At 73.3% G+C, this 16618-nt stretch carries 2 protein-coding genes; both read right to left on the minus strand.

All coding sequences use genetic code 11. From position 1 onward, the window contains the following. Positions 1–56: 56 nt before the first annotated feature. Positions 57–278: a zf-HC2 domain-containing protein gene (locus tag QH290_RS09820; RefSeq protein ID WP_280269302.1), complete on the minus strand. Its 222-nt coding sequence runs from the start codon at positions 276–278 to the stop codon at positions 57–59. After that, complete coding sequence (locus QH290_RS09825; protein ID WP_280382618.1) at positions 275–16537, minus strand: non-ribosomal peptide synthetase; 16263 nt, start codon at positions 16535–16537, stop codon at positions 275–277. The genes QH290_RS09820 and QH290_RS09825 overlap by 4 nt, the downstream gene beginning before the upstream one ends. Positions 16538–16618 lie beyond the last annotated feature (81 nt).

Raw genomic sequence — 16618 nt, forward strand, 5'->3', positions numbered from 1 at the left:
GCACCGGCCACACCCGTAATCGAGTTCGGGCGCTGCCGCCCACCATCGCTGCCCGATCACTCGGCGAGGTCCTCGAGGATCCGTGCCCGCAGGCCCGGATCGGGCTGGCACGCCAGGCATTCCGCCAGGCGCACCACCACCTCCCGCAGCTCCCCGACCTCCTGCGCGCAGCGCGGGCACCAGGTCAGGTGACGTTCGAAGACCTCCCGCTCGGCATCGGTGAGCGCATCCAGTACGTACGCTCCGCTCAGACCGTGCCAATCCGCACCCGCCGTCACGAGCCGACATCCGTGCGCGCACCGGCCAGGTGTGCCCGCAGCACCGGACCGATGTCGGCCAGTGCCTCCGGGCCGGTCATCGCGCCGTGGGTGCACTCGACGCGATGCTCGCGCAGTTCGCCGCCGACCAACGGACTCCACTGTGCCGCACCGGGATTCGGCCCGGAGTCCGCCGCCGCGGTGAAGTACAGCAGCTCGCCCGCGTAGCGGGGCGGCCGATACCGCGAGCCCATCCGGCTGCCCGCCAGGTAGGCGGCGTAGAGCCGCTCGACGTGCCCGGCGGTCAGCCCGGCGAACGGGCCCGGCCGCTCGCGCAGCAGGCGCGCGGCCTGCTCGGCGGTGACCTCCGCCTGCCGCAGTTCGTCGTCGTCGAGCAGGGCGCCGAGCAGTTCGCCGGTGCTCGGCTCGGCGGCCTGCGGCTCGTCGGCCAGCACCCGGCTGTCCAGCAGCGCCAGCAGCGCGACCCGGTCGCCCGCCGCGGTGAGCTGCACCGCCATCTCGTAGGCGATGAGGCCGCCGAGCGACCACCCGAGCAGGTGGTACGGACCTTCCGGCTGCACCCGCCGCAGCTCCTCGACGTAACGAGCGGCCAGTTCCGGCACGGTATCCGGTCCTGTCCCGTCGGTGAGGTGGGGCATCTGCAGCCCGTACACCGGGCGGTCGGGTTCCAGATGGGTGACCAGACCGGCGTAGCTCCACGAGACCCCGCTCACGGAGTGCACGCAGAACAGCGGAGCCCGGTCGCCGCCCGATCGGATCGGCAGCATCGTCCGGAAGGCCGTATCGGCCATCGCGGCGGCGTCCGGGCCGGACGCGCCGATCCGCGCGGCGATGCCCGCCGGGGTCGGTGCCAGGAAGACCGCCTGCACGGGCACCTCGAGGTCGTGCCGTTCCCGCAGCACCGCGGCCATCCGGGTCGCCAGCAGGGAGGTGCCGCCCAGATCGAAGAAGCTGTCGTCGGCGCCGACCGAGGTGACGCCGAGGACCTCCTCGAACGCCGCGCACAGCGCCGATTCGACCGCGTCGGCCGGTGCCCGATACGGTGTGCCCGCCGTGAACTCCGGTTCCGGCAGCGCCGCCCGGTCCACCTTGCCCGACACCGTCACCGGCAGCGCGTCCAGCACCGTGATCGCCTGTGGCACCAGGTAGTTCGGCACCAGCTCCAGGAGATGGGCACGCAGATCCGCGGCGGCGCACCGGGCATCGGGCAGCAGCTGGACGTAGGCGGCCAGGGCCTGCGCCCCGGTGGGCAGCGCGCGCGGCACGGTGATCGCGTGCTCGACGTCGGGGTGCCGCACGAGGGCCGCGTCGACCTCGCCGAGTTCGATGCGGAAGCCGCGGATCTTCACCTGGTCGTCGGTGCGCCCGAGGTAGTCGAGCTCGAGCTCACCGTCGTGCGCGACCCACCGCACCAGATCTCCGGTGCGGTACATCCGTTCACCTTGCGCGCCATACGGATTCGCGATGAACCGCGCTCCGGTCAGTCCCGGCTTGCCGTGGTATCCGCGGGCCAGGCCCGGGCCCGCCAGATACAGCTCGCCGGGCACCCCGGCCGGAACCGGCCGCAGTCTGCCGTCGAGCACCAGCAGGCCGAATCCGCGGATCGGTCCGCCGAGCGTGACCGGTGTGTGCGGCCGCAGCGGGTTGCTGAGGGTCGCGGCCACGGTGGCCTCGGAGGGGCCGTAGGCGTTGTACATGCGGCGCGGCGCCGCCTCCGGACCGCGCGGCACCACCCACCGGTCCACGAGCTCGGGGCCCGTCCGATCGCCGCCGACCATGACGACCTCGAGGTCGTCCAGGCCGCCCGGATCCACGGTCGCCAGGGCGGCGGGCGTGACGAAGGCGTGCGTGATTCGTTGCGCGGCAAGCAGATCCCGCAGTTCGGCGCCGCCGTAGATGCCCGCGGGCGCGATCACCAGCGTCGCCGCGCCGCCCAGCGACAGCAGCAGCTCCAGGACGGCGGCGTCGAATCCGGGCGAGGCGAAGTGCAGCACCCGCGCACCGGGCCGCACCGTGGCCCGACCGGCCAGCTCTCCGGTGAAATCCGCCAGGCCCGCGTGAGTCACGGTGACGCCCTTGGGGATTCCGGTGGAGCCGGAGGTGTAGATCAGGTAGGCCGGGTGGTCGATCCGCGGTGCGCCGCCCCGCTCGCCCGCCGTGATCGGTGACTGCGGCAGCGCCGTGTGGTCGGCCTCGTCGAGCACCAGCCACTCCGGCCCGTCGGGCAGCTCGGACCGGCAGGCCGACACGGTGACGCCGAGGCGCGCGCCCGAGTCGGCGAGCATGTAGTCCTTGCGCTCGCGCGGATAGGCCGGATCGACCGACAGGAAGGCCGCACCGGTCTTCGCCACCGCGAGCACCGTCGTCACCCACTCCATCGACCGCGGGAGCGCGACGGCCACGGCACGCTCCGGGCCCGCACCCGCCGCGAGCAGCGCGCGGGCCAGCCGGTTGGTCACACGGTCGAGCTGGGCGTAGGTCATCTCGCGGGTGCCGCACCGCACCGCCACCGCACTCGGCTCGCGGGCGGCGGCCGCGGCGAACAGATCCGGGAGACTCGTTGTGCCACCGGACTTCTGCCCGCGCACCGGGGTCAGCTCGCGCTGCTCCGCCGGAGCGAGCACCTCGAGATCACCGACGGCGCGCCCGGGCTCGGCGAGCGCGGCCGTCAGCAGCCGCACGAACCGCTCGGCGAGCAGGTGCGCGGTCCGCGCCTCGAACAGATCGGTCGCGTAGGTGACGCTGAGCTCGATCCCGTCCGGCTCGTCCGCACCGGCGAACGACTCCACGAACGTGAATTGCAGATCGAACTTCGCGGTGTCGACCTGCACCTGCTCGGCCTCGACCGCGACACCGGGCAGCCGCAGCGCCACCGGTGCCGCGCTGTGCACCGACAGCATCACCTGGAACAGCGGATGATGCGCGGTCGAGCGCACCGGGTCGAGCGCCTCGACGAGACGCTCGAACGGGATGTCGGCGTTGGCGAACGCGTTCAGGTCGGTCTCGCGCGCGGTGGCGAGCAGCTCGTCGAATCCGCGCGCCCGATCGATTCCGGTGCGCAGCACCAGCGTTCCCACGAACATGCCGATCAGGCGGTCGAGCTGCACGTCGTCGCGCCCGGCCAGCGGTGTGCCGATCGCGATGTCGCCGCTGTCGCTCAGCCGCGACAGCAGCGCGGCCAGCGCCGCGTGCAGCACCATGAACGCCGAGGCGTCGTGCCTGCGGGCCAGCTCGTGCAGCGCCCGGTGTGCCGCGGCGTCGATCGTCGTGGTCACCGTGGCGCCCCGGTGGCTGGGCAGCGGGGGCCGGGGCCGGTCGGTCGGCAACGGCAGGCACTGCGGCAGACCGGCGAGGGTGTGACGCCAGTGCTCCAGCTGCGCGGCCGCCGCGCTGTCCGGATCGTCGTCGCTGCCGAGCAGGTCGCGCTGCCACAGCGTGAAATCGGCGTACTGCACCGGCAGCGGGGCCCACGGCGGCGGCGTCCCGCGCAGCCGGGCCTCGTAGGCCGTGGCGAGATCGGTGGCCAGCGGCAGCACCGAGCCGCCGTCGGCCGCGATGTGGTGCAGGACGACGACGAGCACCCGTTCCGTGGCGCTCACGCGCAGCAGCGTCATCCGCACCGGGAGTTCGACGGTCAGGTCGAATCCCCGTGCGGCCGAACGCCGTACGTACTCGGCGACCTCGTCCGCGCCGAGCTCGGCGGTCTCCAGCGGCACCTCGGCGGCCGTGATCACCTGGCCGGGGCCGTGCACCGAATCCGGGAACAGGGTGCGCAGCGTTTCGTGCCGCTGCACGACGTCGCCGAGCGCCCGCGCCAGCGCCTCGGTGTCGAGTTCGCCGCGCAGGCGCAGCACCACCGGGATGTTGTAGGCGCCCGAGCCGGTGTCGGCCCGGTTCAGGAACCACAGGCGCTGCTGTGCCGCCGACAGCGGAATGCGCTCCGGCCGTTCGTACCTCCGCAGGACCGGGCGGTCCCCGGCGGGTGCGGTGTCCAGCAGCGCCGCAAGCCCGGCGGGTGTCGGGTGGTCGAATACCGCGCGCACACCCAGCCGCGGCGCGCCCGCGGCCGCGATCCGGGCCACCAGCTGCGTGGCCGACAGCGAATTGCCGCCCAGTTCGAAGAAGTTCTGATCGGCACCGACCTCGCCGCGGCCGACCGTCTCCGCCATCGCCGCCGCCACCAGCCGCTCGCCGTCGGTCTCCGGCGCGCGCCCGGTGCCGATCGCGTCGAAGACCGGTTCCGGCAGGGCCTTTCGGTCGATCTTGCCGGTCGGCGTCATCGGCACCGACGGCAGCGTGACGACGGCCTCCGGCACCATGTGCGGCGGCAGCCGCCGGGCGGCGAACTCCCGCACCGCCCGCACGTCGCGCTCCTCGCACACCACATAGGTGGCGATGCGGGACCGGCCCGCCGCGTCGGCCCGAATCTCGGTGTGCGCGAACCGCACTCCCGGGCACGCGGAGACGACCGCGGTGATCTCGCCCAGTTCGATCCGGAATCCGCGCACCTTGACCTGATCGTCCGCGCGCCCGGCGAAGACCAGCTCGCCGGTCCGGGTCCACCGCACCAGATCGCCGGTCCGGTACATCCGTTCCCCGTTGTCCCCGAACGGATTCGCGACGAAGCGCGCGGCGGTCAGGTCCGGCCGCCGGTGATACCCGCGGCCGAGACCGATGCCTCCGACGTACAGCTCGCCGACGGCGCCGGGGGCCACCGGCCGCAGCTGCGCGTCCAGCACCACGGCGGTCACGCCGCGCATCGGACGGCCGAGGACGATGGGCTGCCCGGGCCGCAGCGGCCGGGACAGCGTGCTCGCGATGGTCGATTCGGACGGGCCGTACCCGTTGATCACCTCGCGGCCCGCCAGCCAGGGCGCGACGAGATCCGCCTCGAATCCCTCGCCGCCGACGACCAGCCGCCGCAGTCGCGGCAGCGGCCAGCGGCCGGGATCGACGGTGGCCAGCACCGCCGGGGTGACCACGGCGTGGGTCACCTCGGCGCGGTCGAGCAGTGCGCCCAGTTCGTCGCCGCCGAAGACGTCGGCGGGCGCGATCACCATCGTCGCTCCCGCGCTCCAGGCCATGAGCACTTCCAGCATCGCCACATCGAAGCTGGGCGACGCCAGATGCAGGGTGCGCGAGCCGGATTCGATCCCGAACCGGTCGCGCGCCACGGCGGCGCAGTTGTGCAGGCCGCGCTGGGTGATCGCGACGCCCTTGGGTCGTCCCGTCGATCCGGAGGTGTAGATGAGGTAGGCGAGATCGTCGTCGCGCACCCGCCGCTCGCGCACCGTCGCGAGGGCCGCGGCGGACGGCGTATCGATGTCTTCCGGTGTCAGCCAGGAGATGTCGTCCGGAAGCGAGGCGCGGTCCGGGGTCCGGGTGAGGCCGATCCGGACGCCGGAATCGGCCAGCATGTACCGGATCCGGTCGGCCGGATACCGCACGTCGACTGGCAGGAACGCGGCCCCGGCCTTGGCGACCGCGAGCGACCCGACCACCGAATCCACCGAACGGGCCATGCCCAGGGCGATCACGTCGCCGGGACCGACACCGCGCTCGATCAGCGCACCGGCGAGCCGGGTCGCCCGGTGCTCGAGTTCACCGTACGTCAGCTGCGTCGAATCACACTGCAGCGCAACCCGGTTCGGATCCACCGCGGCCGCCTCGAACAGCGCCGCCAGGGACAGGGGGCGCGCGGCGGCACCGCCGCGAGCGGGCACCAGATCGGCCCGCTCCCCCGCACCGAGGAGATCGATGGCGCCGACCTGCCTGTCCGGTTGCGCCACCACGGCGGCGAGCACCCGCGCGTACCGTTGCGACAGCGCCCGCGCGGTCTCGGCGTCGAACAGATCGGTGGCGTAGGTCAGGCACACCTCGAATCCGCCCGGCCGGTCGTCCACCCACGACGGCGTCACCGTGAACTGCAGATCCAGCTTCGCGATACCCGGATCGATATCCTCGCTGACCACCTCGAGACCGGGCAGCCGCAGCCGCGCCTGCGCGAGATTGTGCAGCGAGAGCCCGACCTGGAACAGCGGATGATGCGCGGTCGAGCGGCGCGGCTCGAGCACCTCCACCAGCCGCTCGAACGGAATGTCCGCGTGCGCGAACGCATCCAGATCGCTCTCGCGCACCGCGTCCAGCAGCTCGCCGAACGGCCTGCCGCCGTCCACGGCCGTCCGCAGCACCAGCGTTCCGACGAACATGCCGATCAGCGGATCGAGCTGCGGCTCGGTGCGGCCCGCGACCACGGTGCCGATGGCGATATCGCGGCTGTCGCCGAGGCGCGCCAGCAGGACCGCGAGCGCCGCGTGCAGCACCATGAAGATGCTGGCGTCGTGCGCCCGCGCCAGCTCCTCCAGCGCGCCGTGCAGTTCCGCGTCCAACCGCGACACCACCGAGGCGCCGCGATGCGACGACACCGCCGGGCGCGGCCGATCGCTCGGCAGCTCCAGGCATTCGGGCAGTCCGGCCAGCCGCTCGGTCCAGTACCGCACCTGCCGCGCCCGCACGCTGCCCGGATCGGCCTCGTCGCCGAGCGCCGCGCGCTGCCACAGGCTGAAGTCCGCGTACTGCACGGCCAGCGGCTCCCACGCCGGTGCCGTGCCCGCGCGGCGCGCCTCGTAGGCGGCGGCCACGTCGGCGGCCAGCGGCGCCAGCGACCAGCCGTCGGCGGCGATGTGGTGCAGCACCAGCACCAGCAGGTGTTCGTCGGGCCGCAGCCGGAACAGCCGCGCCCGCACCGGCGGATCCACCGCGAGATCGAAACCGGCGGTGGCGAATTCGCCGATCGCGGCCGTCACATCGTCGGCCGCGCAGTCGGTGACCGGCAGCGGCGTCGGCCGCGCGGGCAGGATGATCTGCACCGGGCCGTCGACGTCGGACGGATAGATCGTGCGCAGCACCTCGTGCCGGTCGATCACGTCCGCGATCGCCGTCTCCAGCAGACCCGCGTCGAGGTCGCCGCGCAACCGCAGGACGAGCGGAATGTTGTAGGCGCCCGAGCCGGGGTCGAAGCGGTGCAGGAACCACAGGCGCTGCTGCGCCGGGGACAGCGGGATCCGTTCCGGTCGTTCGCCCGCGGCAAGGACCGGCCGCGATCCCGCGCGGTCCGGGTCGGCGGCGTCGAGGAACTCCGCGAGCCCGGCGGGCGTCGGATGTTCGAAGATCGAACGCACCGTGAGCGTGTGGCCGGTCGCGGCGGCGATCCGCGCCACCACCCGGGTGGCCGACAGCGAGTTGCCGCCGAGGTCGAAGAAGCTGTGGTCGGCGCAGATCGTCTCCCGGCCGACCACCTCGGCCATCGCCGCGGCCACGAGCATCTCGGTGGGTGTCGCGGGCGCGCGCCCCGCCGGGTCGACGGCGTCGAACACCGGTGCGGGCAACGCCTTCCGGTCCAGCTTGCCCGTCGGGGTCAGCGGCACCGCGGTCAGAACCACGATCGCCGACGGAACCATATGCACCGGAAGGTGTTCCGCGGCGCCGCTGCGCAGCGACCGCGGGTCGAGGTCGGCCGATTCGGTGGGGACCACGTAGGTGACGATGCGATCCTCGCCGGACTCGTCGGCACGGATCACGGTGTGCGCCAGCTGAACTCCCGCGATTGCGGCCACGACCGCGCTGATCTCACCGAGTTCGATCCGCATCCCGCGCAGCTTCACCTGATCGTCGGAACGGCCGACGAACACCAGCTCCCCGCCGGACCACCGCATGACATCGCCGGTCCGGTACATGCGCGCGCCCGGGTCGCCGAACGGGCAGGCGACGAACCGGCCCGACGTCAGCCCCGCGCGGCCCACATACCCGCGTGCCAGGCCACCGCCCATGATGTACAGCTCGCCCGCCACGCCCTCGGGCACCGGGCGCAGGCGCCCGTCCAGAAGCACCACGCCCACACCGCGAATCGGCCCGCCCAGCCCGAGCCGGTCGCCGGGCGACAGCGGCCGCGACAGCAGCATGATGATCGTGGTCTCGGTCGGGCCGTAGGCGTTGAGGAACCGTCGGCCCGGCGCCCAACGCTCCACCAGCTCCGAGCCGTACGCCTCGCCGCCCACGACCAGGGTCCGCAGGTCGGGCAACGACCGGCGGTCCGGGTCGATGCTCGCCAGCGCCGCCGGGGTGATGAACGCGTGCGACACCCGCTCCCGCTCCAGCACTCGCGCCAGCTCGTCGCCGCCGTAGACCCCGGGCGGCGCGATCACCATCGTCGCGCCCGCGCACCACGCCAGCAGCGCCTCCAGGACCGCGGCGTCGAAGATGGGCTGCGCGAAATGCAAAGTCCGGGAACCGTGTTCGACTCCGTACCGGTCGCGCTGGACGGCGGCGAAGTTGGCCAGGCCGCGGTGGGTCACCGCGACGCCCTTGGGCACGCCCGTGGAACCCGAGGTGTAGATCACGTAGGCCACCTCGTCGACCGACAGCGGCCGCACCCGGTCCGCGTCGCCGATCGGCGAGGCGTCGCCGCCGTCCAGCTCCGAGATCGCCAGCCACACCACGTATCCCGGCGGTGTGGCCGCGTCGACGGCGGCGGTCAGGCCGATCCGGACCGCCGAGTCCGACAGCATGTGCCGGATCCGCTCGGCGGGATATCCGGTGTCGATCGGCAGGAACGCGGCGCCCGCCTTCGTCACCGCGAGGGCGGCGAGCACCGACTCCGCCGAGCGCGGCGCCGCCACCGCCACCACGTCACCGGGGCCCACACCGCGGCCGATCAGGGCCCGCGCGAGGCGGTTCGACCGCTCGTCCAGCTCGCGGTAGGTCAGCTCGACCGAATCACACCGCAGCGCGGCATGATCGGGGTACCGGGCCGCCGCGGTGGCGAAGCATTCCGCCAGCGACGCCGGAGGGACCGCCGCGCCGCCGTGCGCGGGCACCAGTGCCTCGCGTTCCCGGTCGTCGAGGATGTCGATGTCTCCCACCGCGATTCGCGGTCCCGCCACCACCGCGGCGAGAATCCGGACGAACCGCTCCGCCATCGACTCGGCGGTCGCGGCGTCGAACAGGTCGGTGGCGTAGGTCAGGCATAGGTCGAGTCCGGCCGGTGTCCGGTCCTCGGCCCACGTCTGGGTCACCGTGAACTGGGCATCGAATTTCGCGGTGCCGCAGTCGATCTCCTCGGTGGCAACCTCGAGTCCCGGCAGGCGCAGCGCCCGCGGTGCGTCGTCGTGGACCGACAGCATCACCTGGAACAGCGGGTGCCGCGCGGCCGAGCGCGCCGGATTCAGCACCTCCACCAGCCGTTCGAACGGCACATCCGTATGCGCGAACGCGTCCAGGTCACCGTCGCGCACCGCGGCCAGCAGCTCGGCGAACGACTCGTCCGCGTCCACCCGCGCCCGCAGCACCACGGTCGCCACGAACATGCCGATCAGGCGGTCCAGCCCGGCCTCGGAGCGGCCCGCCACCGCGGTGCCCACCGCGACGTCGTCGGTGCTGGCGAGCCTGCCGAGCAGCACCGCCAGCGCGGCGTGCAGCACCATGAACACGCTCGCGTCGTGGCGGCGCGCCAATTCCACCAGCGCACCGTGCACCCGCGCGTCCACGCGCGAGACCACCGTCGCGCCGCGATGCGACGCCACCGCGGGACGCGGCCGATCGGTCGGCAGTTCCAGGCATTCGGGCAGGCCGTCGAGCACACCCCGCCAGTACTGGAGCTGCCGCGCCGCGAGGCTGTCCGGATCCGCTTCGTCGCCGAGCAGTTCGTCCTGCCACAGGCTGAAATCCGCGTACTGCACGGCCAGTGGCTCCCAGCCCGGCGCCGCCCCGGTCCGGCGCGCGCGGTAGGCGGTCATCACATCGTCGGCGAGCGGGCCCAGCGACCAGCCGTCCGCGGCGAGGTGATGCAGGACCAGCACCAGCAGGTGCTCGTCGGCGCCGCGCCGGAACAGCCGCACCCGCAGCGGCGGCTCCGCCGTCAAATCGAAACCGGCGGTGGCGAATTCGATGATCGGCTCGGCGCCCTCCCGCGCGTCGACCGGAACCGGGTCCACGTCGACCGCGGACGCCTCCCGCACGATCTGGCACGGCCCGTCGCCCGCGTCCGGGAACACGGTGCGCAGCACCTCGTGCCGGTCGACGACATCGGCGAGCGCCGCGGCCAATCCCCGGATGTCGAGGTCGCCCCGCAGCCGCAGCGCGACCGGAATGTTGTAGATGCCGGACTCGGTGTCGAAGCGATCCAGGAACCACAGCCGCCGCTGGGCCGCCGACAGCGGTATGCGCTGCGGCCGGGACCGATGCGTCAATGCGGGCCGTGTGGTGTCGCCACCGAACTCGCCCGCGTCCAATGCCGCGGCCAGCGCGGCCGGTGTCGGGTATTCGAACACCGCCCGCACCGTCGGCCGCTGACCGGTCTGCTCGGCGATCCGCGCCACCAGTCGCGTCGCCAGCAGCGAGCTGCCGCCGACATCGAAGAAGCTGTGCTCGGCGCCGACCGCGTCGAGACCGATCACGTGTGCCATGGCCGCGGCCACCAGCACCTCGTTCGGTGTCCGCGGCGCGCGGCCGCCGCTGCCGAATGTGGGTTCGGGCAGCGCGGTGCGATCCAGCTTGCCCGACGGGCCGAGCGGAATCTCCGCCAGCACCACCACCGCCGCGGGCACCATGTGCGCGGGCAGTCGGCCCGCCGCGTGGCGGCGCACGGACTCCGGATCCACCTCCGCCGCGTCGGCGGGCACCACGTAGGACACGATCCGGCGCTCGCCCCGGGCGTCCGTGCGCACCTCGGTATGGGCGAATCCGACAGCGGGGCAGTCGGATACGACGGCGCTGATCTCGCCGGGCTCGATCCGGAAGCCGCGCACCTGCACCTGATCGTCCGAGCGTCCGACGAAGACCAGCGCGCCGTCCGACCACCGCACCAGGTCGCCGGTGCGATACATGCGCTCGCCCGCGGCGCCGAACGGGCAGGCCGTGAACCGCGATGCCGTCAGGCCGGTGCGGCCCACATATCCCTGCGCCACACCGGATCCCAGCACATACAGCTCCCCCACGACGCCGACCGGCACCGGGCGCAGCCGCGTGTCCAGCACCACCACGCCCGCTCCGCGAATCGGGCTGCCCAGCTCGACCCTGGCCTCCGGTCGCAGCGCCTGCGAAAGTACCGGTGCGACAGTGGCTTCCGAGGGGCCGTACGCATTGAACATCGCGCGGCCCGGGGCCCAGCGCTGCACGAGTTCCGCGGCGACGGCCTCACCGCCCACCACGAGGGAGCGCAGCCGCGGCAGCCGCCACCGCGGGTCCACGCTCGCCAGCGCGGCCGGGGTGAGGAAGGCGTGCGACACCCGCTCCCGCTCCAGCAGTTCCGCCAGCTCGTCGCCGCCGTACACGTCGGCAGGCGCGATCACCATCGTCGCGCCCGCGCACCACGCGAGCAGCATCTCGAGCACGGACGCGTCGAAGCTCGGCGAGGCGAAATGCAATGTCCGCGACTCGGCTTCGACACCGAACCGGTCCCGCTGCGCCGCGGCGAAGTTGGCCAGGCCGCGATGGGTCACCGCCACACCCTTCGGCACGCCGGTGGATCCGGACGTGTAGATCACGTAGGCCACATCGTCGGCCGACAGCGGCCGCCTCCGGTCCGCGTCGGTGACCGGGCGCCCGTCCGCGCCCTCGGATATCGGCAGCCACTCGACCCCGTCCGGCAGCCGCGCGGGATCGGTGGCGGTGACGCCGATCCCGGCGCCGGAGTCGGCGAGCATGTGCCGGATCCGCTCGGCGGGATAGCGCACGTCCACCGGAAGGTACGCCGCGCCCGCCTTGGTCACCGCGAGCACGGCGACGACGGACTCCACCGATCGGGCCAGGGCGAGCGCCACGATATCGCCCGGGCCGACGCCGCGACCGATCAGCGTGCGCGCCAGGTGGTTCGACCGCTCGTCCAGCTCGCGGTAGCTCAGCTCCGCCCCCGCGCACCGCAGCGCGGTGCGGTCCGGTGCGGCGGCGGCCGCCGCGAACAGTTCGGGCAGGGTCGCCGCGGGCAGCGGGTCGCCGCCACGGGCCGGGACCAGCCTCCGCTCGTCCGCCTCGAGCACGTCGATATCGCCGACGGCGGCACCCGGATCGCTCGCCACGGCCGCGAGGATCGCGGCATACCCGGCGGCGAACCGCTCGGCCGTGGCGGCCTCGAACAGGTCCGTGGCGTAATCCAGGCGCAGTTCCACGCCGTCCGGACGTCCGTCGGGCGTCTGCGATTCGGTCAGCGTGAACTGCAGATCGAATCCCGCCGCACCCGGGTCGATGCGTTCGCCGCGAATCTCGAGCTCCGGCAGGGTGATCCGCACCGGCTGCGAGTTCTGCACCGACAGCATCACCTGGAACAGCGGGTGAAATGCCGTGGACCGCACCGGATTCAGCAGCTCCACCACCCGTTCGAAGGGCAGGTCGGCGTGCGCGAACGCGTCCAGATCGGTCGCGCGCACCGCGTGCAGAACCTCGTCGAACGACCGTCCGCCGTCGATGTCGGTGCGCAGCACCAGGGTTCCGACGAACATCCCGACGAGGCGATCCAGCTGCTCCTCGGTACGTCCCGCGATCGGCGTGCCGATCGCGATGTCCCGCGTGCCGGACAGGCGGGCGAGCAGTATCGCGAGCGCCGCGTGCAGCACCATGAACAGGCTCACGTCACGACCGCGCGCCAGGTCCGCCAGGCGGCGGTGCAGGTCGGCGCCCAGTCGCGTGGTCACCGCGGCGCTGCGCTGCGAGGCCACCGGGGGCCGCGGGCGATCGACGGGCAGTTCGAGGAAGTCGGGCAGCCCCGTCAGCCGCTCGGTCCAGTAGTTCGCCTGTCGCGACAGCACACTGCCGGGATCGTGCTCCTCGCCCAGCACCGCGCGCTGCCACACACTGAAGTCCGCGTACTGCACGGCGAGCGGCTCCCACACCGGGGCCGTGCCGGACCGGCGGGCGCTGTAGGCGGTCGTGACATCGGCGGCCAGGGGTTCGAGCGACCACCCGTCCGCGGCGATGTGATGTACGACCAGCACCAGCAGGTGTTCGCGGTCGGCCGTGCGGATCAGCTCGGCGCGCAGCGGGATCTCGGTGGTGAGATCGAAACCGCGGGCGGCCAGCTCCCGCGCCCGCGCGAGGGCGTGGTCCGGCGTGCCCTCGACGACCGGAATCCGCAGGGCGGCTTCCTGTTCCGCGACGATCACCTGCACCGGGCCCGCGTCGGTATCGGGGAACACCGTGCGCAGGCTCTCGTGCCGCGTCACCACATCGCGCAGGGCGAGCGTCAGCGCCTCCGCATCCAGATCGCCGCGCAGCCACAGGCCGATGGCGATGTTGTATGTGCCCGAGGCGATGTCGAAGCGGTTGAGCAGCCACAGCCGCTGCTGCGCGGTCGACAGCGGGATGCGTCGCGGCCGTTCCGCGCGCGTCAGCGCGGGCCGGGCGCGGCGCCCGTCGCGTTCGGCGGCGTCCAGCAGCGCGGCCAGCCCCGCGGCGGTCGGATGTTCGAACACGCTGCGCACGCCCAGCCGATGTCCCGACCGGGTGGCGATCCGCGCGACCAGGCGCGTCGCCGACAGCGAGTTGCCGCCCAGTTCGAAGAACGTGTGGTCGGCGCACACCCGCTCCGCCCCGACCACCTCGGCCATCGCGGCGGCGACCAGTATTTCGTTGGCGGTCACGGGATTCCGGCCCGGCCGCGCCGCCGCCCCGAGGTCGGGTGCGGGCAGCGCCCGGCGGTCCAGCTTTCCGGCCGCCGTCAGCGGAATCGACGCGAGCGGCACGATCGCGGCCGGAATCATATGCGCCGGAAGCCGTTCGGTCATCAGCTCCCGGATCGCGTCCGGATCCGTCTCGTCCGCTCCGACCACATAGGTCACGATGTGCGGTTCGCCGACGCGGTCGCGCAGCACCTCCGTGTGGGCGAAACGCACCCGCGGGCAGGCCGCCACCGCGGCGGTGATCTCGCCGGGCTCGATCCGGAAGCCGCGCAGCTGCACCTGGTCGTCGGCGCGACCGACCAGTGCGAGCGTCCCGGCGGCGGTCCAGCGCACCAGATCGCCGGTGCGATACATCCGCTCGCCCGCCGCGCCGAACGGATTCGCGACGAACCGCCCCGCCGTCGGTGCGGCCCGGCGATGGTAGCCGCGCGCCAGCCCGGGTCCGGCGAGGTAGAGCTCGCCCACCACGCCGGTCGGCACGGGCCGCAGCCTGGTGTCCAGGACCACCGCCCGCACGCCGCGGATCGGACGGCCCAGCTCGATCGGGGCGTCGGGGTGTAGCGGCGAGACCGTCACGGCCACAGTCGATTCCGTGGGACCGTAGGCATTGAACATCGCGCGGCCCGGCGCCCACCGCCGCACCAGTTCGGCGTCGCAGGCGTCGCCGCCGACGATCACGCAGCGCAGCCGCGGCAGCGGGTGCTCGGCGGCCTCGACGGTGGCCAGCGCGGCGGGGGTGACGAACGCGTGCGTGATCCGCTCCCGCTCGAGCAGGGCGGCCAGTTCGTCGCCGCCGTAGATCTCCGGCGACGCGAGCACCAGCGCCGCCCCGGCCTCGAAGGCCAGCAGCAGTTCCAATATCGAGGCGTCGAAGCTGGGTGAGGCGAAATGCAGGACCCGAGAAGAGGATTCGACGCCATAGCGCTCGCGCTGCTCGGCGGCGAGGCTGGGCAGCCCGCGGTGTGTCACCGCGACACCCTTCGGCATGCCGGTGGATCCGGAGGTGTAGATCACGTAGGCGACGTCGTCGACGTGCGGCGGGCGCATGCGCTCGGCCTCGGTGATCGGGTCCCCGGCGGCCTCTGAGTGCCCGGGCGTCAGCCAGCGCACCTCGTCCGGCAGGCGCGCCGCATCGGCCGCCGCCGCGAGCCCGATCCCCACCTGCGCGTCGGAGAGCACATAGCGAATGCGGTCGATCGGATGCCGCTGATCGATCGGCAGGAACGCCGCACCGGTCTTGGCGATCGCGAGCACCCCGACGACCGACTCCACCGACCTCGGGAATCCCATCGCGACCACGTCACCGGGACCGATCCCCTGCCCGATCAGCATGCGCGCCAGCCGGTTCGAGCGCTCGTCGAGTTCTCGATAGGTCAGCGACCGCGTCCCCGCCCGCACGGCCTCTCGATCCGCGTGGGCGCCGCAGATCCGGCCGAACCAGTCGCCGAGGGTGGCCGCCGCGGCGGCGGCACCGCCCCGGGCGGGCACCAGCGCCGCCCGCTCACGCTCGTCGAGCAGGTCGACATCGCCGATCGCCATCGACGGATCCGCACCGACGGCGGCCAGCAGTCCGGCGAAGCGGCGCGCGATCCGCTCCGCCGAGGCGTCGTCGAACAGGTCCGTGGCGTAGGTCAGGCGCAGTTCGATGCCGTCCGGTGTGCGGTCACCGCGGTAGCGCTCGACGAGGGTGAACTGCAGATCCCATGTGGCGACGGCGGATTCGATCTCCTCGGCCGCCACCGCGAGCCCCGGCAGCCGCACCGGCTCCGGCGCCGAGTCGTGGACGGAGAGCATGACCTGGAACAGCGGGTGGTGCGACGTCGAGCGCACCGGATTCAGGACCTCCACCAGCCGCTCGAACGGAATATCGGCGTGCGCGAAGGCGTCCAGGTCGGACTCGCGGACCGCCGCCAGCAGATCGGTGAACCGATCGGCGCCGTCCACGTGCGTGCGCAGCGCCAGCGTTCCGGCGAACATGCCCACCAGCCCGTCCAGCCGGCCGTCGGTGCGTCCCGCGATCGGTGTGCCGATGCACACGTCACCCGTGGTCCCCAGGCGCGACAGCAGCGCCGCCAGCGCGGCGTGCACCACCATGAACACGCTGGCCCCGCCGCGGCGCGCCAGCCCGGTCAGTGCGGCGTGCGCCACCGCGTCCACCCGCACCGAGACCGAGGCGCCGCGCTGCGACGCCACCGCGGGCCGCGGCCGATCCGTCGGCAGCTCCAGGCATTCGGGCAGTTCGGCCAGCCGGTTCATCCAGTAGCCCAGCTGCAGCGCGGCGACGCTGGCCGGATCGTCCTCCTCGCCCAGCACCGCGCGCTGCCACAGGCTGTAGTCGGCGTACTGCACCGGCAGCGGCTCCCACCGCGGCGCCTCCCCCGCGCACCGCGCGGTGTAGGCCACGGCCAGATCGCGGGCCAGCGGCGGCAACGACGCGCCGTCGGCGGCGATGTGGTGGACGACCAGGCCCAGCACGTAGTCGTGAGATCCCGTGCGCAGCAGGTGCGCTCGCAGCGGCGGCTCGATCGTCACATCGAATCCACGAGCGGCCAGCTCACGCAGCCGGGCCTCGGCCGCCGACACCGACACCGGCTCCTCCGGGTGTTGGGGGGGCGCGTGGGGGGCCGCCCCGAGGTGCTGTTCCTCGACGAACCCACCGTGGGATTCGAT

Source organism: Nocardia wallacei (assembly GCF_029869545.1).
GTDB classification, from domain to species: domain Bacteria; phylum Actinomycetota; class Actinomycetes; order Mycobacteriales; family Mycobacteriaceae; genus Nocardia; species Nocardia wallacei_A.